Annotated in this window: 19 protein-coding genes; 12 read left to right on the top strand and 7 right to left on the bottom strand. The window is 53.6% G+C overall.

The window, feature by feature from the left end:
- The 6 genes from AC16KF_RS06130 to AC16KF_RS06105 form a co-directional block, all read right to left on the bottom strand.
- Complete coding sequence (locus AC16KF_RS06130) at positions 1 to 387, bottom strand: DUF6632 domain-containing protein (RefSeq protein WP_484036413.1); 387 nt, start codon at positions 385 to 387, stop codon at positions 1 to 3.
- Between the two features lie 100 nt (positions 388 to 487).
- Positions 488 to 1,579, bottom strand: coding sequence for an alpha/beta fold hydrolase (locus AC16KF_RS06125; protein WP_484036412.1), 1,092 nt, complete (start codon positions 1,577 to 1,579; stop codon positions 488 to 490).
- Between the two features lie 90 nt (positions 1,580 to 1,669).
- Positions 1,670 to 1,969: a hypothetical protein gene (locus tag AC16KF_RS06120; RefSeq protein ID WP_484036411.1), complete on the bottom strand. Its 300-nt coding sequence runs from the start codon at positions 1,967 to 1,969 to the stop codon at positions 1,670 to 1,672.
- Entirely contained in the window at positions 1,920 to 2,225 is a 306-nt protein-coding gene (locus tag AC16KF_RS06115; RefSeq protein WP_484036410.1) for a hypothetical protein, read from the bottom strand. Before AC16KF_RS06115 ends, AC16KF_RS06120 begins: the two co-directional genes overlap by 50 nt.
- A gap of 220 nt (positions 2,226 to 2,445) precedes the next feature.
- On the bottom strand, positions 2,446 to 3,789 hold the full coding sequence (locus AC16KF_RS06110; RefSeq protein ID WP_484036409.1) for an Hsp70 family protein: 1,344 nt from the start codon (positions 3,787 to 3,789) through the stop codon (positions 2,446 to 2,448).
- Complete coding sequence (locus AC16KF_RS06105; protein ID WP_484036408.1) at positions 3,786 to 4,979, bottom strand: hypothetical protein; 1,194 nt, start codon at positions 4,977 to 4,979, stop codon at positions 3,786 to 3,788. Before AC16KF_RS06105 ends, AC16KF_RS06110 begins: the two co-directional genes overlap by 4 nt.
- 428 nt (positions 4,980 to 5,407) lie before the next feature.
- On the opposite strand from AC16KF_RS06105, the gene aroH reads away from it, so the two are divergent.
- From aroH to aroQ, 9 genes are all read left to right on the top strand, one after another.
- Positions 5,408 to 5,779, top strand: coding sequence for a chorismate mutase (gene aroH / locus AC16KF_RS06100; protein WP_484036407.1), 372 nt, complete (start codon positions 5,408 to 5,410; stop codon positions 5,777 to 5,779).
- A gap of 106 nt (positions 5,780 to 5,885) precedes the next feature.
- Positions 5,886 to 6,932: a 3-deoxy-7-phosphoheptulonate synthase gene (gene aroF, locus AC16KF_RS06095; protein ID WP_484036406.1), complete on the top strand. Its 1,047-nt coding sequence runs from the start codon at positions 5,886 to 5,888 to the stop codon at positions 6,930 to 6,932.
- A gap of 3 nt (positions 6,933 to 6,935) precedes the next feature.
- A complete protein-coding gene (locus AC16KF_RS06090; RefSeq protein ID WP_484036405.1) occupies positions 6,936 to 7,805 on the top strand; it encodes a prephenate dehydrogenase in 870 nt (289 codons plus the stop codon).
- Positions 7,806 to 7,848: 43 nt separating this feature from the next.
- On the top strand, positions 7,849 to 9,219 hold the full coding sequence (gene aroA, locus AC16KF_RS06085) for a 3-phosphoshikimate 1-carboxyvinyltransferase (RefSeq protein WP_484036404.1): 1,371 nt from the start codon (positions 7,849 to 7,851) through the stop codon (positions 9,217 to 9,219).
- Positions 9,220 to 9,282: 63 nt separating this feature from the next.
- Positions 9,283 to 10,164 carry a shikimate dehydrogenase gene (aroE, locus tag AC16KF_RS06080; protein WP_484036403.1) on the top strand — a complete coding sequence of 294 codons (882 nt, stop codon included), beginning with the start codon at positions 9,283 to 9,285 and terminating at the stop codon, positions 10,162 to 10,164.
- 96 nt (positions 10,165 to 10,260) lie between these two features.
- The gene (gene aroC / locus AC16KF_RS06075) at positions 10,261 to 11,436 is read left to right on the top strand and encodes a chorismate synthase (protein ID WP_484036402.1); all 1,176 of its coding nucleotides are present in this window, start codon (positions 10,261 to 10,263) and stop codon (positions 11,434 to 11,436) included.
- A 156-nt stretch (positions 11,437 to 11,592) separates the two neighbouring features.
- Positions 11,593 to 12,072: a VanZ family protein gene (locus tag AC16KF_RS06070; RefSeq protein ID WP_484036401.1), complete on the top strand. Its 480-nt coding sequence runs from the start codon at positions 11,593 to 11,595 to the stop codon at positions 12,070 to 12,072.
- Positions 12,073 to 12,116: 44 nt separating this feature from the next.
- Positions 12,117 to 13,631, top strand: coding sequence for a 3-dehydroquinate synthase (gene aroB / locus AC16KF_RS06065; RefSeq protein WP_484036400.1), 1,515 nt, complete (start codon positions 12,117 to 12,119; stop codon positions 13,629 to 13,631).
- A 58-nt stretch (positions 13,632 to 13,689) separates the two neighbouring features.
- The gene (gene aroQ, locus AC16KF_RS06060; protein ID WP_484036399.1) at positions 13,690 to 14,115 is read left to right on the top strand and encodes a type II 3-dehydroquinate dehydratase; all 426 of its coding nucleotides are present in this window, start codon (positions 13,690 to 13,692) and stop codon (positions 14,113 to 14,115) included.
- A gap of 211 nt (positions 14,116 to 14,326) precedes the next feature.
- Here aroQ and AC16KF_RS06055 read toward each other — a convergent pair whose 3' ends face one another.
- A complete protein-coding gene (locus tag AC16KF_RS06055) occupies positions 14,327 to 15,691 on the bottom strand; it encodes a uracil-xanthine permease family protein (protein WP_484036398.1) in 1,365 nt (454 codons plus the stop codon).
- 406 nt (positions 15,692 to 16,097) lie between these two features.
- Between AC16KF_RS06055 and AC16KF_RS06050 the strand changes: the two genes are divergently transcribed.
- The 3 genes from AC16KF_RS06050 (at position 16,098) to aceA (ending at position 19,902) form a co-directional block, all read left to right on the top strand.
- Positions 16,098 to 16,544 carry an SRPBCC family protein gene (locus tag AC16KF_RS06050; protein ID WP_484036397.1) on the top strand — a complete coding sequence of 149 codons (447 nt, stop codon included), beginning with the start codon at positions 16,098 to 16,100 and terminating at the stop codon, positions 16,542 to 16,544.
- A gap of 383 nt (positions 16,545 to 16,927) precedes the next feature.
- Positions 16,928 to 18,505: a malate synthase A gene (gene aceB / locus AC16KF_RS06045; protein WP_484036396.1), complete on the top strand. Its 1,578-nt coding sequence runs from the start codon at positions 16,928 to 16,930 to the stop codon at positions 18,503 to 18,505.
- A gap of 95 nt (positions 18,506 to 18,600) precedes the next feature.
- A complete protein-coding gene (gene aceA, locus AC16KF_RS06040; RefSeq protein WP_484036395.1) occupies positions 18,601 to 19,902 on the top strand; it encodes an isocitrate lyase in 1,302 nt (433 codons plus the stop codon).
- Positions 19,903 to 19,937 lie beyond the last annotated feature (35 nt).

The following is a 19,937-nucleotide window of genomic DNA, read 5'->3' as shown; positions in this document are numbered from 1 at the left end:
TCAAGCCATCGTGCTTTTGCGAGGAGTCAGAAAACCCAACACCGCTGCAACGACGAACAATACCAATACGTCTCCGTATAGGTGACCCATGTTGTGCGGGCTGTCAAATGATTGCACTGCCATGATTCCGCCGTGCACCGCGCTTGACCAAACCGTGAACCAGATGAGGCTAAGATTTTTGAGCGGGTCGCGCGCGGCAAGAATCAGAAACACGCCCAGTGTGGCATATACGCCCAGGATCATTTCAAAGTAATATGAGCGTCCTTCCGTATGCCATGACCAGCCAGAAGCCCAAACCTTTGATAGAAACCAAATGCCAAAGATGAAAGCGAGTCCAAAGACCCATAGCGCAATTCGCAAATATTTGACGCGATCCGATTCGTTCATGGTGTTCTCCTTTTGAATAAAACGGTTGGATGACTGTCCGTAGCATAGCCCTCAACCTGTCCCATCGCAAAGAGACGCGTGTCCCGATTTTGTCCCGACCTTATTTATCCGTCATCAATCCCAATTTGCGCGCCAGCACGATCAACTCGCCTCGACTGTTGATCTGCAATTTCTCGTAAATACTCGAGACGTAATTACGGATGGTCTTTTCGCTCAAAACGAGTTTTTGTGAAATCTCCAAATTGGATTTGCCTTCGGCTAACAGCCGCATCACCTCACGCTCGCGGCTGGTGAGCTGGGACCAGACCTTTTCCTCCACTGAAGCCTCGCGCCTCGCTGTGGAGGATTCCCTGCCCACCTCAAGGAAGCGATAGAACTCATCCCAAAAATTTGACCATGCTGGCTCGTTCTTCATCAAGACGTGATTCTTGCTGTCCAAAATGACGAACTGTGAGCCTGGGATGTGAGCCGCAGTCTTCCGTCCCTCTTCAAACGCAACGGCTGTATCGTGTTTTGCCTGAATGACCATGGTTGGCGCCTTGATCGTTTTCGCCAGGTCGCACACATCCACCTGATTGAACATTCGCTGAACTTCCATGGCGTTGGCAGGGGATGTGGAGATGAATTGCAAATGGTTGAACCAGTCCAATTGTTCGGGGGTCCCCTCTGGAATTAAAGTCATTGTAAATACATGCCGATAGGCTGGGTTTTCATTTCCCCAACTCAACTTGAGAAGTTTGAGCCACACCTCCACCTCTTCCACCGCTTCGGGCGTGGGATTCCTTGCCAAGCCTCCTTGAAGATAACCGCCGTACAGGATCAGCCTTCGAACTCGTTCGGGATGCCTTGCCGTGTACGCCATGGATACACATCCGCCCTGCGACATGGCAAACAGATCGAACTGTTCCAACCCAGCCGCATCCACTACCGCTTCCAAATCGCTAACCAATGCCTCGAAGGAAAAATTGGTCACATTCCAATCCGAGAGACCACAGCCGCGCGGGTCATATCGGTAAAACGTATGAAACCGCGACCAGCCCTCCATCCACGCTCCCCAAACGGGACTGTTCCAGTCATACTCCAGATGACTCATCCAATTGCCGACCTTCACCAATGGCGGACCCTGCCCAACTTTGGCATAAGCAAGGCGGATCCCATCGAAGGCTGTGCAGAAACGGATTTCCTGTTTCATATGAGCTTCAGATTCTTTTTACAGGAATTAGGAAATTTTACTCCAATTATGCGCCTGTCCGATCTGCAATCCAATGGTCTGCGCCGACTTTCATTCAATGTCATCAAACTTGCTCAGGTATTCTTCATCTGATTTATCTTTTTCCCCCAAATGCTCAACTTCATATTCACGAAGCAATTTTTTCAATTCGGTCAAGGCTTCGTCGCGGCTGTTGGCGACCCTGCTATACTTGCGAAGCGCCTCAAAGACTTCGTAATGAATACCGCTGTATCCCGCGCCCGTGCCGCCAGAATGGACTCGATCCCACGCGTCGGAATACAATTGCAACAATTGGTCGTATTCATCCAATGATGTTATGGAGTTCTTTTTCTTCGATGAGTTCTGCGACATGTTCACCCTCCAGTTTTTCGAGACCCTTCATTAATTTGATCTTGAGGCGTTTGATTTCATCCTGCAATTGTTCGAATGTAGCAGGTCGAATATCAGGGTCAAAGTGGATTTCGGGGTAATTGCGCTGAAAAATATTCTTCACCAGCAAGACCTGATAGATCGTCCGCCCGCTATCCATCTTGCCGATGTCTTTCAAGACGCCTGTGTAGATTAACTTGTCGTCAATGTATAAGCCAACATAGTCGCCAGGTTTCATATCAAACTCCTTCGCGTTGAGTGGATTCTATCATAGACCAAAAGTTACCTCGGTGGTCGAGTAGTCCCGCTCGCGCTGAGCGGAGTGGCGCGTGATGTTCGCGCCACGAAGTCGAAGCGTAGCGGGACGTACCGAGACCACCATGCCGTAAAACAATTCTTGTTACAAGATTTCTTCTTGAAATTTGGTGGTTTCGATACGCTCCTCACTCCGTTCATCGCTACTCAACCACCGATGACTGGTTGAACGCCTTGATCGCCAGCCCAGCGACCACACTGCTGAACGCGTTCGACTCTTTCACTTTCTCCGCGCCAAAGAGTCTCCCCAGCATCCCCGTGAACAATGGGATATTCGACGAGCCGCCCGTTTTCACGATCGCGTCAATTTGACCGATCTCAAGTCCCGATTTGGCAACTGTATCGAGCAGAACTTTTTCCACATCCACCAGATAATGCTGAATATCGGATTCGAATTGCGAGCGGGTGTACAGTTCCCACAGCGCGATGTCTTTATCTTCGAGGGTGATGACCGTCGCGCCTTCATTAGATAGGGCGATCTTCCCTGCTTCGACTCGGTTGTAGAAAGTGAACGCCAGATCGTTGTAGATCAAATGCTCCAACGCCCTCAAGCGGACGGGCGCAACCTTTGCTTGAATGGCTTTATCTAAAATATTTTTGTTGATGGGCGTGCCCATTTCGGGGAGCGCCATCCAATCGGGGACAGCCTCGATCATCTGCATGATCTCGGGGTGATGTTTGACTTTGCCGAAACCAAAATGCGACAACATGCGCTTCTCGATGATCGCGCGGTCGAAGTCGGAGCCTGCGATGTCCACTCCGCCGCTGGCATAGACCTTACGACTCTTCGCATCGCCGAGTCGCATTACGGCGATGTCGAGCGTGCCGCCGCCGAAGTCGAAGATGACGACGTTCTGCGGCTTCGTAATGGATTGTTCGTAATCCAACGCGGCGGCGATCGGCTCCAGTTCAAAGTCCACTTCTTTGAAGCCTGCCTCATGCGCCGCCGCGCGCAACGTCTCTTGCGCTTTGGAGTCGAGTTCAGCCGACTCGGAAAATTTGACGGGGCGTCCCAACGTCACCGCCTCAATCGTTTCGCCCAACACATCTTCGGCGCGGTGCTTCAACAGACTCAAATACGTCTGCGCCAGATCACCCACGCTGTAATAACGTTCAAAGATTTGCGTGCCTTTGTAATTGTCCTTGCGCAACGCGGTCTTGAGATATTGCAACAAACGCCCAGGCTTCAACTCGTCCACGTACACAAAAATATCGCGCATGTAAAACAGATCCGCGCCGCGATATTCGATCTCGCCCGCCCATTGCTTCACATACCGCCGCTGACGATTGACGTTATCGCGGTAATACGTCTCCACCGCCTCCTGCCCGAGATACGCGCGATACTCTTTCGTGATGTACAACACGGTCTTGATGACTTCAGGCAAAACATTTTTCGGGTCAACAGGCAACACGCGGACTCGTTGCCCATCGTAGACTGCGACTCCCGAATTGGATGTGCCGAAGTCAATTCCGACTTTGAGACTCATGACGACACGCTCCGCGTCTTTCCCCCGTCAGCTTGGATCAGCCCGATGGAGAGGATCCAAGCCTCGGCTGAGATCGAACCGCTTCCCGTCATGGAATCCGCTTCGAGGAGTTGGAGACGCCCCGTCGCATCCAGCACGATGATCGAATCCGAATCCTTGACCGATGCCGCGCCCACAAAACGGACTCCCTGCTCAAGCCGCGAGGGGGGAATCAACGCTTGTCCTTTTGCGGCGGACGATTTGGATGTCTCGATGCTTTTGCTTTCGCGGTGAATCACTTTGCCCGTTTGCGTGACGAAGAGCAGTGAGTCGTCGGCGCGCGTGATGAACGACGCGATGACATAATCGGTGGCGGCGAGGCGGACGCGCTCCTCGGTGGCGTACGAGAGGTCGTCCACGTCGAAAGCGATGACCTTGCCTTCGTATGTGACGAAGACCGCGCGATCATTTTTGTGCGAGAGCGTGAGATCAAATGGCTGGTCGGATTTTTGTATCGCGCCTTTGCCGATGTAATGATTGCCGAGAATGGACTGCGCCATGGAGGTCATCGTTTTCTTGGCGCAACCGCGGCGGCTGATTTGGAGGAAGAAATCGGAGAGGGGCAGGCGCGAGAACGGCGTGATGCAAGCGAGCAGTTCGCCCGCGCGCGGCTCATCGGGCAACGCGGCTTGACTCCACTCCCACGCGCCGCCGACTTTGATGAGCGGAATGTCGCTCACTTTATATGTGCTGACCCGACCCGATGTGTACAGCAACAACGCTTCTTCATTCGATGGGACGGCGAGGATGCGCGGCGGCTCATGGTCGTTGGACATGTCGCTCGTGATGCGACCGAGTTCTTTTACATCCGAGTTTAATTCGAGGCGGAGGATCCGTCCCTGCGCGTTGTAGATCAACAAATTTTGCGTTGCCGCTTCGACAGGTTGCGCGGGGAGTTCGACCAGCGCGCCTTCGTCCACGCCGAACCGCCGCTTGATGAGGTCGAGTTGATATTCGAGATGGGCGATGCGCTTCTGATACTCCTCCACGCGCGTGCCGTTCTGTAAGGCGATATTCTCCGCCAGCAGTTCTTCGTCCCGTTCGCTCAACTCGCGCAAACGCCTGGCGATCAGCCGCACAATCGTCACCGCGGACTCGGGTCGCGCCTCGGCTTCTTTCATCCATTCTTCGATTTTGTTTGATAACGACATGGTGGGATTCCTCGAACCAAAAATTATACTGTAGACTTCTTGCACAAGTAATTGTAGGGCGGGTTTTTAACCCGCCAATTGCTGTACATCAGAAGAACGTCAGGCTACAAGCCTGACCTACGATTGACTGACCTTCACGGAAAAACCGTGATAAAAAGATTCAATCCGTGGTTTCCGTGAAATCCGTGTACAAGAAACGACTCTTGACGCAATTACTTCATTAGCATAGAATACTGCCCAACATGCTTAAGTCAGCCCGCTGGTTTGCGTACTTTTATTTTTACGGTTTCCGAGACTCGGTTGCCGTTGGTGGCGCTTAAGTAGACAGAAAGTAACTCTGTTCACGCAAAGAGCGAGACCACACGGTCTCGCTCTTTTATTTTATTCGCAGCGCGAGATACGATCTCGCGTTGCACAAGGAGCCATGTATGCCCACACGCGGAATCCGAGGCGCGATCACTGTCGCCGCAGACGAACCAGACCTCATCCTCGAAGCGACGCGGGAATTGCTCACTGCGATTCTCGCGTCTAACGAAGGGATGATCCCCGAAGACATCGCCAGCGCGCTCTTTACCGTCACCGACGATCTCGTCTCCACGTTCCCCGCAGAGGGGGCGCGGCAGATCGGCTGGGGACTCGTCCCGATGATGTGCGCGCGCGAAATCCCCGTGCCAAACAGCCTGCCGCGAGTGATTCGGGTTTTAATCCAATGGAATACCGATGTGCCTCAAAATGAAATCACCCACGTCTATCTGCGTGACGCGGTGAAACTGAGACCCGATCTGGTTGCGGCTCAATGAACAAGTCAAATGTCGAAAGTCACAAGTCGCTTGACCTTTGACCTAAGACTTTCGACCAGAAATTCATCCTTCATAATTCATCATTCACCCTTTAGGAGAAACCACCATGATCATCGTAATGAAACCGCACTACACCCCGCAACAACTCGAAGGAGTTGTGAACGTCATCAAACAACACGGGCTGACGCCGCACATCACCTACGGAGTCGAAACCGCCATCGTCGCCGCGGTGGGCGAGTTCCACATCCCGTCGCTCGACCCGTTTGAAATTCTCGATGGAGTTGAATCAGTGAAACGAATCTCGCAACCGTTCAAACTTGGCTCGCGGCAAGTGCATCCTGAAAATTCTGTGTTCCCGATCGACGGCTTCAGCGTCGGCGGAGACGACATTGTGATCATCGCAGGTCCGTGCGCGGTGGAGTCGAAGAGTCAAATTTTGGAGACAGCCCACGCGGTGAGAGAAGCGGGCGCGAACGCGTTGCGCGGCGGAGTCTTCAAACCGCGCACGTCGCCGTATGCGTTTCAAGGACTCGGCGAAGAGGGACTCGAATATCTTGCCGAGGCGCGCGAGCAAACGGGCATGCCTATCGTCGTCGAGATCATGTCGCAGGTGCAACTCGATCTCATGCTGAACTATGTGGATGTCTTTCAAGTGGGCGCTCGCAACATGCAAAATTTCAATCTGTTGCGTATGCTCGGCGAAACGCGCAAAAGTGTTTTGCTCAAACGCGGTCTCAGCGCCACCATCGAAGAACTGCTCATGTCTGCCGAATACATTCTCGCGGGCGGCAACAAGCAGGTCATCCTGTGCGAGCGCGGCATCCGCACGTTCGAAACGTCCACGCGCAACACGACCGACATCAACGCGATCCCTGTGTTGAAAAATCTAACGCATCTGCCCGTCATCCTCGATCCGTCGCACGCCACAGGTCATTACGATTACGTCGCGCCCATCGCGCGCGCGGGCATTGCGGCGGGCGCCGACGGCATCATCGTCGAAGTCCATCCCGATCCCGCGAAAGCCGTCTCCGATGGCAAGCAATCGCTCAAGCCCGAAAAATTCGCCGAGATGGTCAAACAAGTGAAAGCCATCGCCGAAGTGATGGGACGCCGCATCGCGCCCATCGAAAAGCCTGCGACTGTGGGCTGGTGATCCATGGAGGATGGCTTTTCGCTCGAAGATTCTGCGATTGGGATTCTTGGATTGGGACTCATGGGCGGCTCGCTGGCGATGAGTCTCAAAGGGAAATGCGCCCGCCTGATCGGATTCGACACGCATCTTCCCACGGTTGAGCTTGCGCTCGCCGTAGGGATCGTTGACCACGCTTCGAGCGACTTGTCCTCCATGTCGCAACTGGATGTCTTGATCCTGGCAACGCCTGTGAATGTGATGGTAGACATCCTTCCAAAACTGCCATCCTTCATTACACAATCCTGCATCGTGATGGATGTGGGTTCGACAAAAAAATTGATCGTCGAATCCATGGATCAACTGCCCGAAAACTTTGAGATCATCGGCGCGCACCCGATCTGCGGCAAGGAAAAACTCGGCTTGGAAAACGCCGACGCCCATCTATACCGAAACGCGCCGTTCGTCATCACGCCATCGGAGCGGACCACGCCAAAATCGAGATCTGCGGCTCGACAAATAATTTCAACCGTTGGCGCGAATTGTATTGAAATGTCTGCCGAAGCGCACGACCGCATTCTGGCGTTTACAAGCCATTTGCCCTTCCTGCTCTCTTCGGCTCTGGTTAACACACTGCCCGAAGAATTCGCCGCATTGATCGGACCAGGCTTCCGCTCCAACTCGCGCCTTGCAGACACGCCATCGCGCATGATGATCGGCATACTGCAATCGAATCGTGAAAATGTTTTGAGCGCGATCCAGTCGTTTCGCGCATCGCTAACGGAACTCGAAGAAAATTTGCAGAACGAAAACTACTTTCAGATGGAAGAATTGTTGAATAAGTCGCGGTTTGCTTATCAAGAGATAACCCACAAATCTCCACTCTCCACTCTCTAATCCTCCAATCTCTATTCTCTAATCCTCTACTCTCTACTCCTCAATGCGCATCACTCCCATCTCCCATCCCCTCAACGCCAGCGTCCGCGTCCCTGGCTCCAAGTCGCTGACGAATCGCGCCTTGCTCATCGCGGCTCTTGCAAACGGCAGAACAAAATTAACCAACGCGTTATTCTCGGACGATTCAAACTATTTTGCGAAAGCATTACAAGAATTGGGCTTTGACGTTCAACTCGACGAAACAAACTCCGAAATGACCGTGCAAGGTCTCGGCGGAAAAATCCCCGCGCCCAACGCCGAACTCTTCATCGGCAATGCGGGCACCGCCGCAAGATTCCTCTCCGCGTTTCTGACGCTCGGTCACGGCGAGTATGTTTTAAATGGAGAGCCGCGCATGCGCGAACGCCCGATTCATGATTTGGTTCATGCTTTGACTCAATTAGGAGCAAACATTACCACTGCGGACGATAAACCCTGGGCTATGAACTTTCGTCCATCTTCCGTGGATAGTAGTCAGGTATTCCTTCCCGTCAAAATCACCGCAGACGGTCTGCGCGGCGGCAAAACCAAAATCGCGGGCGACATCTCCTCCCAATTCCTCTCCGCCCTCCTCATGGTCGCCCCATACGCCGAATCTCCCATCGAAATCGAACTCACCACCGAACTGAATTCAAAGCCCTACGTGGATATGACCATAGCCATCATGCAAGACTTCGGAGTTGAAGTTCAACGAAACGATTACCGATCCTTCACTGTACCAATTACTAAATACCAATCTCCAATCTCCAGTCTCCAGTCTCCAATCTCCAACACCCAATTCTCCAATTCTCCAATTCTCTCTTCCTATCCTATTGAATCCGACGCCTCCGCCGCCTCCTACTTCTTCGCCGCGCCAGCCATCTGCGGAGGAACCGTCAAAGTGGAGAACATCTCGCGCAACTCCGTGCAAGGCGACATCAAATTTCTCGATGTTCTCGCGCAGATGGGATGCACTGTGACCGAAACTGATCACTGCTTACTGGTCACTGGTCACTCCGAACTTCGCGGCATTGACATTGACCTCCGCGACCTCCCCGACACCGCCCAAACCCTCGCGGCGATCGCGCCTTTTGCGACTTCGCCAACTCGAATCCGCGGCATCGCCTCCGCCCGCCACAAAGAAACGGATCGCGTCCACGCCACCTGCGCCGAACTCGCCCGCCTCGGCGTCCAAGTGGACGAACACGAAGACGGCATGACGATCTACCCGTGCCAAACTTTCCAGCCTGCCACCATCCAAACCTACAACGACCACCGCATGGCAATGGCATTCTCCCTCATCGGCTTGGTTTTCGATGGTGTCACGATTGAAAACCCAAATTGTGTTTCCAAAACCTTTCCAAACTTTTTTGAGGTTCTCAAACAATTATCGTAGACAGGTAAACAAGTACACAGGTAGACACGTAAACAAGTAACTTGTATCCCGTAACTCGTACCCATGATTTCACCCCTCATCCCTCATCCTTCATCCTTCCATCTTGGTTTGATCGGCTACCCGTTAAGCCATTCGTTATCGCCAACTATTCATGCCGCCGCATTAAAGGCTTGCAACTTACAGGGCGACTACTCTCTCTTCCCAATTGCACCCGACGACAAACAAGGATTGAAAGACCTCCTCGCCCGCCTCCGCACAGGCGAACTACACGGACTCAACGTCACCATCCCACACAAACAAAACGTGATCGAGTTTCTCGATGAGCTGACTCCCACAGCCAAAGCCATCGGCGCGGTCAACACCATTTACCTGAAAGAATCCAAACTCATCGGCGATAACACCGATGCGGCTGGATTTTTGACGGATTTGAGAAAATTCCTCGCAGAATCCCCCTCTCCCTTTGGGAGAGGGGCAGGGGTGAGGGAAAAATCGGCAATCGTCTTAGGCGCAGGCGGCTCAGCGCGAGCGGTTGTTTACGCGTTACTGAATGACGGTTGGAACGTAACCATCTCCGCCCGCCGCATCGAACAAGCGCAAGAACTTGCGATCTCATTCCCCAATTACCAATTACCAATTACTAATTACGCCAATCTCCAGTCTCTAGTCTCTAATCTCTCTCTTCTCGTAAACACCACTCCATTGGGCATGACTCCAAACATTGACGAATCCCCCCTCCCCGAAAATCTGTCATTGCCTTCCAACGCTTTCATTTATGATCTAGTGTATAACCCAAGAGAAACAAAATTGGTTAGAGAAGCCCGCCAACAAGGACTTCGCGCCGCCACAGGACTTGGTATGCTCATCGAACAAGCCGCGCTGTCTTTTGAACTATGGACAGGTTGCATACCTTCCAGAGAAATACTCCATCAATCAGTCGAATCATAATTCTTTCCTCTTTCGTCTTTCCTCACTTCACTGATTACTGTTCACTGATAACTAATCACTGCTCACTGACTTTCCACTTTCCACTCGGAGCCCCTCATGCCCCTACGCTTCCTCACCGCAGGCGAATCACACGGACCCTCGCTCACCGCTATCCTCGACGGTATGCCTGCTGGACTTCCTCTCGCGCCTGACATCATCAACAAAGAATTGACTCGCCGCCAACAAGGGTACGGCTCAGGCGGGCGGATGAAAATTGAAAAAGACACTGTGCAGATCCTCGGCGGCGTGATGGCGGGAGAAACCACAGGCGCGCCGATTGCCATGCTCGTCGAAAATGCCGATCACATTAAATGGAAGGGTAAAGCCGTCGAGCCGATGACGAGTCCGCGCCCTGGGCATGCGGATCTAACAGGCGCGGTCAAATATGGCTACAAAGATTTACGTCCCGCGCTCGAACGCGCCTCCGCGAGAGAGACGACCATGCGCGTCGCGGTCGGCGCGGTATGCAAACATTTTCTTGCGCAGTTTGGTATCGTCGTCGGCGGATACGTTTCATCCATCGGCGAAACTCAAGCAGACTTCGGCGACATGCCTTATGAAGAACGCTTCCAGCTTGCGGAAGAGTCCGATGTGCGTTGCCCAGACCCCACGTCCGCGCAGAGGATGCGGGATGAAATCGAAAAAGCGATACACGGAAAAAACACGCTGGGAGGAATCCTTGAGATCGTCGCGTTGAATCTTCCTGTTGGTCTGGGAAGTTTCGTTCAATGGGACAAACGCCTCGAAGCGAAACTTGCCATGGCGATCATGTCTGTGCAAGCCATCAAAGGTGTCGAAGTCGGCGACGCGTTCGAAAACGCCAAACGACTTGGCACACAAGCCCACGACGCGATCAACCTTCAACCTTCGACCTTTGACCTTCGACGTTTGACCAACAGGGCAGGCGGCACCGAAGGCGGAATCTCCAACGGACAGCCGATCATCATCCGCGCCGCGATGAAACCGATTGCCACGACTCTCATACCGCAACATACCGTTGACCTCGCTCTCGGCGAAAATGCTCCCACTAAATATGAACGCTCCGATTTTTGCCCCGTGCCTCGCGCTGTTCCGATCTTGGAAGCGATGGTCGCGTTCGTGCTGGCGGATGCGCTCCTCGAAAAACTCGGCGGCGACTCGATGAACGAGATCAAACCGCGTTTTGAATCGTTGCGCAAAGCAACACTTGACGATTTGCAAATGGATAATACTCCGCACGTGTTTTGGGAGTGAGGGTGTAAACATGGAAACAGGTAAACAGGTATACACGTAGACATGTTAGCCCTCATGGATGTAAATGCTTTCTGTGTTGCATTTGCGATTCTCGTCTTAGTTCTCATTGGGATATGGCTGAAATGGAAAGATCCTTTTCGAGTCCTCTTCTCTTTTGTGTTTGGCGTCTATATCATTAATGTCGTCAGTGTTGTTGTATTTCCGTTTCCAATCGGATACGCCGTATCCGACTTCAAGCCGAACATCAATCTTATTCCGTTTGATTTTGGTTATTGCGACCCGCGCGGACTGGAACTTTGTATTCGGGAAATCTATCAGAACATCCTGCTTACCATTCCGTTCGGCTTTGGCGTCAACTTTATCGCCCGCATCAAGCCAAAGAACATTTTTTGGCTGGCGCTGGTTGTCGGCTTTACGTTTGAGTTTGTCCAACTCGTTATCTCTCTCTTATTGCGTAGTCCCTTCCGCGCCGTAGACATCAACGACCTCATCCTCAACGCCATTGGAGTTTTACTTGGCTATGGCATCTTCCGCATTTTTGGAGCGATTTATCTCTACGTCATTCAAAAAATTCAGAGCCAACCTCGCCACATCTTTGCCTATGTCCATGATATAGTCTGCCAGCATAACCACTGATAACTGCTCACTGTTCACTCGCAACTCCCTACTTTCTATTTACCATGACCCACATCTTCCTCTACGGACCACCCGCCACAGGCAAAACCACGATCGGAGAAATCCTTTCGCGGAATCTCAAACTTCCATTCATTGACCTCGACCGCGTCATCGAATCGAAGGCGGGCATGTCCATTCCGCAGATCATGGAGGGGCAGGGCGAGTCGGCGTTTCGTGATTTGGAATCGTCGGCGTTGAGGGAGATCACCCTCACCCCTAACCCCTCTCCCACTGGGAGAGGGGAATCGGTGGTTGCCCTCGGCGGCGGCGCGTTGTTGCGCGATGAAAATCGTCAACACGTGGAGAGCAGTGGCAAGATTGTTTTGCTCACGGCAGAGTTGGATACGCTTCTCGCAAGACTCAACGAAGATTCAAACAAACGTCCATTGCTTGTGGGTGATTTGAAATCGAAACTCAAGTCGTTGCTTGAAAATCGCCGCGAGCATTATGATTCGTTCACGTTGAAACTCGATGTTGACGATCAATCCGCTGAGCAGATCGCGCACCGCGCGCAAATTATGTTGGGTCGCCATCATCTCTCTGCGATGGGTGAGTATGATGTTCGGGTTGGACAAATTGGAAATTTGCGCAGTATTGCGTACGGAAGCCTCATCGTCACCGACGAAAATGTTGCCAAACATCATCTCGATAAAATCAACATCGAAAGATCAATCATCATCCCTGCGGGCGAGGAACATAAAAATCTTGAAACCGTCTCCCGTTTATGGAAAGCCTTTCTCGAATACGGACTCGACCGCAAAAGTACGGTCGTTGCCCTCGGCGGCGGCGTGATCGGCGACCTCGCTGGCTTTGCCGCGTCCACGTACATGCGCGGCATTGATTGGATCGCCGTGCCGACGACTCTGCTCGCCATGGTGGATGCTTCAATTGGAGGCAAAACTGGATTCGACTTGCCCGAGGGAAAAAACCTAATCGGTTCTTTTCACCCTCCCAAACTGGTTCTGGCTGACCCCAGCCTTTTGCTCACCCTCAGCGACCGCGACCTGCGCTCTGGCATGGCGGAGGTTGTCAAGCACGGGATCATTGCCGACCCCGAGTTGTTTGCATTGTGTTCAAATGGAATGGATTGGGTAAAGAATAATCTCGAAGAGATCGTCAAACGCGCGATGGCGGTGAAGATAAATATTATCGAAGAGGATCCGTACGAAAAAGGAATCCGCGCGGCGCTGAATCTCGGTCACACAGTGGGACATGCGGTGGAACTCGTCAGCGGATTCAAGTTGAGTCACGGCGAGTCCGTTGCGATTGGGATGGTCGCTGAGGCGGCGTACGCTGTCAGGGTTGGCGTGGCAGGTCGAGGGTCGGATGAAGCGATTGAGTCCACGTTGTCAAATTTGGGGTTGCCGACTCGCATCCCCGACGAGATGCCGCGCGAGGAGATCATCCGCGCGATGAGGGTAGATAAGAAGAAGAGCGCGAAGTCCATCCGCTTTGCGTTGCCTGTTGAGATCGGCAGGGTGGAGTTGGTGGATGTAACGAATGTGGATGAAGTTTTGTAACGCGACATTTATGTCGCCTTTGCAATGCGCGACATGAATGTCGCGTTACGGAGTCAACATGAAAATCTTAATCTTGCATGGACCAAACTTGAATTTGCTGGGAACACGCGAGCCTGACGTGTACGGCTCGATGACTCTTGATGACATCAACGCGAAGTTGATCGAGTTGGGAAAAGAGTTGGGCGCGGAAGTGAAATGTTTGCAATCGAATCACGAAGGCGAGTTGATCGACGCATTACACGACGCGCGGACGTGGGCAAGCGGCGTGGTGTTTAATCCTGGCGGGTACACACACACATCGGTCGCGTTGCGCGATGCGATCAGCGCGATTCAGATCCCCGTCATCGAAGCGCATCTCTCGAATGTGTACGCGCGTGAAGAGTTTCGTCACACATCGTTGATCTCGGCTGTCTGCAAAGGGAAAATTACAGGGCTGGGATGGAAATCGTACGCGCTCGCGTTGCGCGCGTTGGTGGAGAAATAAAGACAAGCCTCAAAATGCGCCGCCGTATGTCTGTTCGCTCGCAGTGCAACTGCGAGCGGGATGCGCGATTTGCCAAGCAAATCGAATTGCATCCCCAATAGGAACTTTATATTTTTACGAACCCTTGGCAGACTTCGCGGGTCAAAAAATGGGACGAACAAAAAACGGGACAGCCGATTCGGCCGTCCCGTCGAGGGTGAAGCGGGTTGAATTATGAATCCGACGGCGGTTTGAAGATCAGGAAGACCGCGTTGATGAGAATGCCCAACACAGCCGCAGTCGCAATGGCGGGCAATCCGCTGGGGAAAATGCCGGGGATGGTGATCGGAAGGAATCCGCCGGGGTATCCGATATTCCCGCCGATGCCCACGATCATGATGACCGCGCCGATGGCGAGGTTGCGCGGGCTGAACAGGCTGACCTTATTCTCTTGAATGAGCGCGATGCCTTGCATACCGATCACGCCGAAGAGATAGATCGCCAACCCGCCGCTCACCGCCAGCGGAACGGATGCCACAAGCGCCTGCAATTTTCCGACAAAGCCGAGCAGGATGGCAATGACGCCAGCCGCGATCAACGCGGGCCCGGAGTAGTTGCGGGTAATCGCCATGAGCGAGTTGTTCTCGCCGTAGTTGGTGCCGGCGGTGGCGCCCATCAGACCGTTCAAGAAATCGCCGACGCCGTCGAAGACCAGGTTGTAACCGATGTAATTGTCGAGTTTAATCTTTTCGCGGCCCGATTCTTCAGCGAAGCGGTCTACGTAGAGGCTCATCTGATATAGATGCGCGGTCGACTCGGGGATGGTGGCGATCGCCATGATCGAAATACTGATGACGGCGGTCAGGAACAATTCGCCGCTGAACGATGGGAAGGTGATGTTGGGCATCGCGAATAACGGCGCGGCGCCGATTGCCGCCGTGTTGGCGGAACCCGGATCCACGATCATCGAGAAGACGTACCCGAAAATGCCGCCCAGCAAAATGGGAAGCATTCCGATGAACCCTCTGCCCTGCAAATAGACCGAGAGCATAATCGTCACGATTAGGGTAACAAAGGAAACCGTGAAGTTGGCGCTTGCCATTTGCCCCAGCGCGGCGAACGCCAGACCGAAACCGATGATCGCCGCGACCGAACCCGTGACGATGGGCGGCAAGATCATGTCAAATTTATCCTTCCCCACACCGCGGATGATAAAACCGACCAGGATGTTCAACAAACCGGTCACCACGATGCCAGCCTGCATGGTGCTGATGACCTCGTTGGGAACCGGCACGCCGAACTGAGGCGCGGAGCCGGTCATGGCTGTCGCGATGCCGATATACGCGGCAATATACGCGAAACTTGAACCGTAGAAAAGCGGGATGAAGTTGCCGATGCCGCGCCGCGATAACACCAGCGCGACGATCGTCGAAATTCCCGAAGCGAGCAGGACGGTGCTCACATGGAACCCGCATAACGCGGCAACCAGCACCGTCGCGGGGAACATCGTCAACACGTGCTGAAAGCCCAATAGAATAGTCTGCCCCATCGGGGGCGTATCGTTGGGCATGTAGCCGATCACATTACTTTTAGCCATTGCAGTTCTCCTCTTGTTGATGGGTTGGTCTTGCCATGCTTATTTAATTGCGATCGTAAATATCAACCCCTCGCACCTCCAAATAAAAAGTCGCCAGCGGCTTTTGCATGGCGACAACATACGCGGTAGACGAACTCATGGCAATGAGCGTGTTCCTCATGAGATCAAATTCCGGCAACCCGACTACTCTCATCTTACCCTTCATAACCCTCGAATTCAGGTGGGGATACGCCGATTTGGGATTGAACCCCGCTTCTTTCCGGACCTCAGCCTGCCTCGGCATGGACGCCTTTCTCTCCCGTTGACGCTCGCATCGTCACTGTGCTACACTACCCCGTGTAGCGGACGCTCTCTAACGTCCGCTCTACTATCCGTATTGCCAGCAATCCTCGAGGAGATTCTTTCCATGCAACTCAAAGGCAACGTCACCATCAAAGCGCCGCGCAAAAAAGTGTGGGATTTCCTCACCGACCCGAATCAACTGGGTCAGTGCGTGCCGGGCATCGAAAAAGTGGAAGAGATCGAGAAACTCAAAAAATATCGCGGTGTTGTTTCGGTGGGGCTGGGCTCCGTCAAAGCGAAATTCAACGGCGATGTGGACATTCTCGAACTGGACGAGCCAAACTTTGCCAAACTCAAAGCGCATGGCAACGCCACAGGAAGCACAGCCGATGCCGTCAGCGAAATGAAAATGTCCGACGCGCCCGACGATTGCACCCTCGTCGAATGGACGGCGGATGTCAACGTCTCTGGTCAACTGGCGAGTTTGGTCTCAAGGTTGATGTTGCCTGTATCGCAAAAACTGGCGGGATTGTTCTATGATGAAGTGAAGAGAAGGGTTGAGGATCATTAACTCACCTTACGCAGTACGGCAAGATTTATCTTGCCACTCTCTACCGTACATTTGCACCGCTAAGTGTCGCCATGGCGCCATGCGACACCCGCAAAGAACGCAAAGAAAACCTTTTTAACTTGGCGACCTTAGCGTGCTTTGCGGTAAAAATCTTCTCATGTATGGTAGAGAATCTTGCCATTCGCCCGTTTTTTCTCAACCTATAGTCGCAAAGTAAACTTTGCGGCACAATGTATGGTGGGAAAAAAATAATACCAATGTTATCCAGATTCCTGTTTCAATATCTCATTTAATCTTCGTTCCAGCGCGAGAGTATGGTAACATTCTTTCAACGTTACCGTCCATACATCAACAAGAAGTGAATCGATCATGATGGAATCTTGATGGAACTAACGACCACAGTATCACCGGGCTTCGATGAAATCCTGACCGCGGATGCCCTGCGGTTCCTCGAACAACTCGAACGAGAATTTGGCGCGCGCCGACTTAGCATGCTAAGGGCGCGCGTTGCGCGTCAGGAGGAGTTTGACGCCGGCGGCCTGCCCGATTTTCTGCCCGCCACCCGTCCCATCCGCGCAGGCGATTGGAAGGTCGCGCCCATTCCAGCCGACCTGCAAAACCGCCGCGTCGAGATCACCGGTCCCACCGACCGCAAGATGGTCATCAACGCCCTCAACTCCGGGGCAAACGTCTTCATGGCAGACTTCGAAGACGCCAACTCTCCCACTTGGAATAATATGATCGAGGGGCATATCAACCTGCGCGACGCGCTCGAACGGGCAATTGACTTTACCTCTCCCGACGGCAAGCGTTACCGCCTCAACGAACGGGTGGCTGTTCTCATGGTCCGACCGCGCGGCTGGCACCTCGTTGAAAAGCACGCGCTGGTAGACGGTAAACCGATCTCCGCTTCGCTGTTCGATTTTGGTTTGTACTTTTTTCACAACGCGCGACGCCTGCTCGATAAGGGCTCCGGGCCCTATGTGTATCTTCCCAAACTCGAAAGCCATCTTGAAGCCCGCTTATGGAACGACGTCTTCAACTTCGCGCAAGACGCGCTACACCTGCCGCGCGGCGCGATCAAAGCGACCGTGCTGATCGAAACCATCCTCGCCGCCTTCGAAATGGATGAGATTCTCTACGAACTGCGCGATCACATCGCCGGGTTGAACGCGGGTCGCTGGGATTACATCTTCAGCATCATCAAAAAATTTCACAACCATCCAAACGTGATTCTGCCCGACCGTTCCCAGATCACCATGACCGTGCCGTTCATGCGCGCATACACCGAATTGCTGGTGAAGACCTGTCATACGCGCGGCGCGCATGCCATGGGCGGCATGGCGGCGTTCATACCCAGCCGAAAAGACCCGCAGGTCAATGAAGCCGCGCTGGCAAAAGTCCGCGCCGATAAACAGCGCGAATCAAGCGACGGCTTCGACGGCACCTGGGTGGCGCATCCCGACCTTGTGCCGGTCGCGGCGGAGGCGTTCGATCAGGCGCTGGGCGAGAGACCTCATCAAAAAGAAAAGTTGAGGGAGGATGTCCGCGTTGAAGCGGGGCATCTTTTGGATTTCAAAATACGCGAATCCAGCATTACCGAAGCGGGCGCGCGACTCAACATCAATGTGGCTTTGCAATATCTGGATGCCTGGTTGCGCGGCTCGGGCGCGGTGGGAATTTACAACTTGATGGAAGACGCCGCCACCGCGGAAATTTCGCGCGCGCAAGTCTGGCAGTGGATTCATCATCACGCGCCGCTGGCAGACGGGCGCGCGATGACGGCTGAACTGTATCGCGGTTTTCTCGAGGAAGAAATGGGGAAGATTCGGTCGCAGTATGGCGAGCAGGCTTACCCGTCGAGCCGAATCGAAGAGGCGAAACAGTTGTTCGATCGCCTGACGTTGGACACATCCTTTGCCGATTTTCTCACGCTTCCCGCATATGACTATTTGGATTGACCGCCCTCCTGATTGAGACTCGCCTCGTACGCCGCTTCTTCGCCGACGCGCGGGCTGGTTCGCCCGACCACAAATTTTACAAAGGAGAATGGACCATGTATCATAAATACCAACCCAAGTCTGTCGATGAATTGAAGAGCGAGTGGGCGCAAAGTCCGCGCTGGGCGGGCGTGAAGCGCCCGTATTCCGCCGAGGAAGTGGACCGCCTGCGCGGGACGTTTCAACACGATTACACGATCGCCCGCATGGGAGCGGAACGGTTGTGGGAACTTCTCCACGCCGAAAAATTTATTCGCGCGCTCGGCGCATTGACGGGCAACCAGGCGGTGGAGATGGCGCAAGCGGGGTTGAAGGCGATCTATCTCAGCGGCTGGCAGGTGGCAGGCGACGCGAACGACGCGTTGACGATGTATCCGGACCAGAGCCTGTACCCGGTGACGAGCGTGCCGACCGTGTTGCGCCGCATCAATAACGCGTTGATCCGCGCCGATCAGATCCAGCACATGGAGGGGCGCGACGGCGAAGTGCATTACTTCACTCCGATCATTGCCGATGCGGAGGCTGGCTTTGGGGGACCGCTCAACACTTTTGAATTGATCAAAGGCATGATCGAGGCGGGCGCGGCGGGCATTCATCTCGAAGACCAACTCTCTTCCATGAAGAAGTGCGGGCACATGGGCGGAAAAGTGTTGGTGCCGATCCACGATTTTGTGCAGAAGTTGATCGCGGCGCGGCTGGCGGCAGACGTGCAGGGCGTGCCCACCCTTTTCATCGGGCGCACAGACGCGCTCAGCGCCACGCTCATCCGCGGCGACATCGACCGCGTGGACCAGGAACATCTCAGCGGCGAACGCACCGCCGACGGGTTCTGGGTCGTCAAAAACGGGCTTGAGTATGCTGTGGCGCGCGCGCTCGAATTCGCTCCGTATGTGGATCTGATCTGGTGCGAAACCTCCACGCCCGATATGGACGAAGCGCGCGAATTTGCCAAAGCGATCCACGCCAGCCATCCCGGTAAATTATTGGCGTATAATTGCTCTCCATCGTTTAATTGGAAGCGCAAACTCAACGACCAGCAGATCGCGGCGTTCCAGGAAGAATTAGGCGACATGGGCTACAAGTTTCAGTTCATCACGCTGGCGGGGTTCCATACCCTCAACGCCAGCATGTACGATCTGGCATGGAATTACGCCCGCGCAGGTATGACCGCCTTTGTGAACGTGCAGGAACACGAATTCAAGATGGAACGCGAGATGGGCTTCCGCGCTGTGAAGCATCAATCCTTCGTGGGCGCGGGATATTTCGACCAGGTGCAAATGGCTGTGACCGGCGGCGATGTCTCCACGTCTGCCATGAAAGGTTCCACAGAAGAACAGCAATTTAGCGTCAGTCATTAACCGCTCATGGGTCGCCGGTCGCGGAGTTTGAAGGC

The sequence above is a fragment of the Candidatus Defluviilinea gracilis genome, from assembly GCF_057138825.1.
This window is presented reverse-complemented; position numbering and strand designations above follow the sequence as displayed.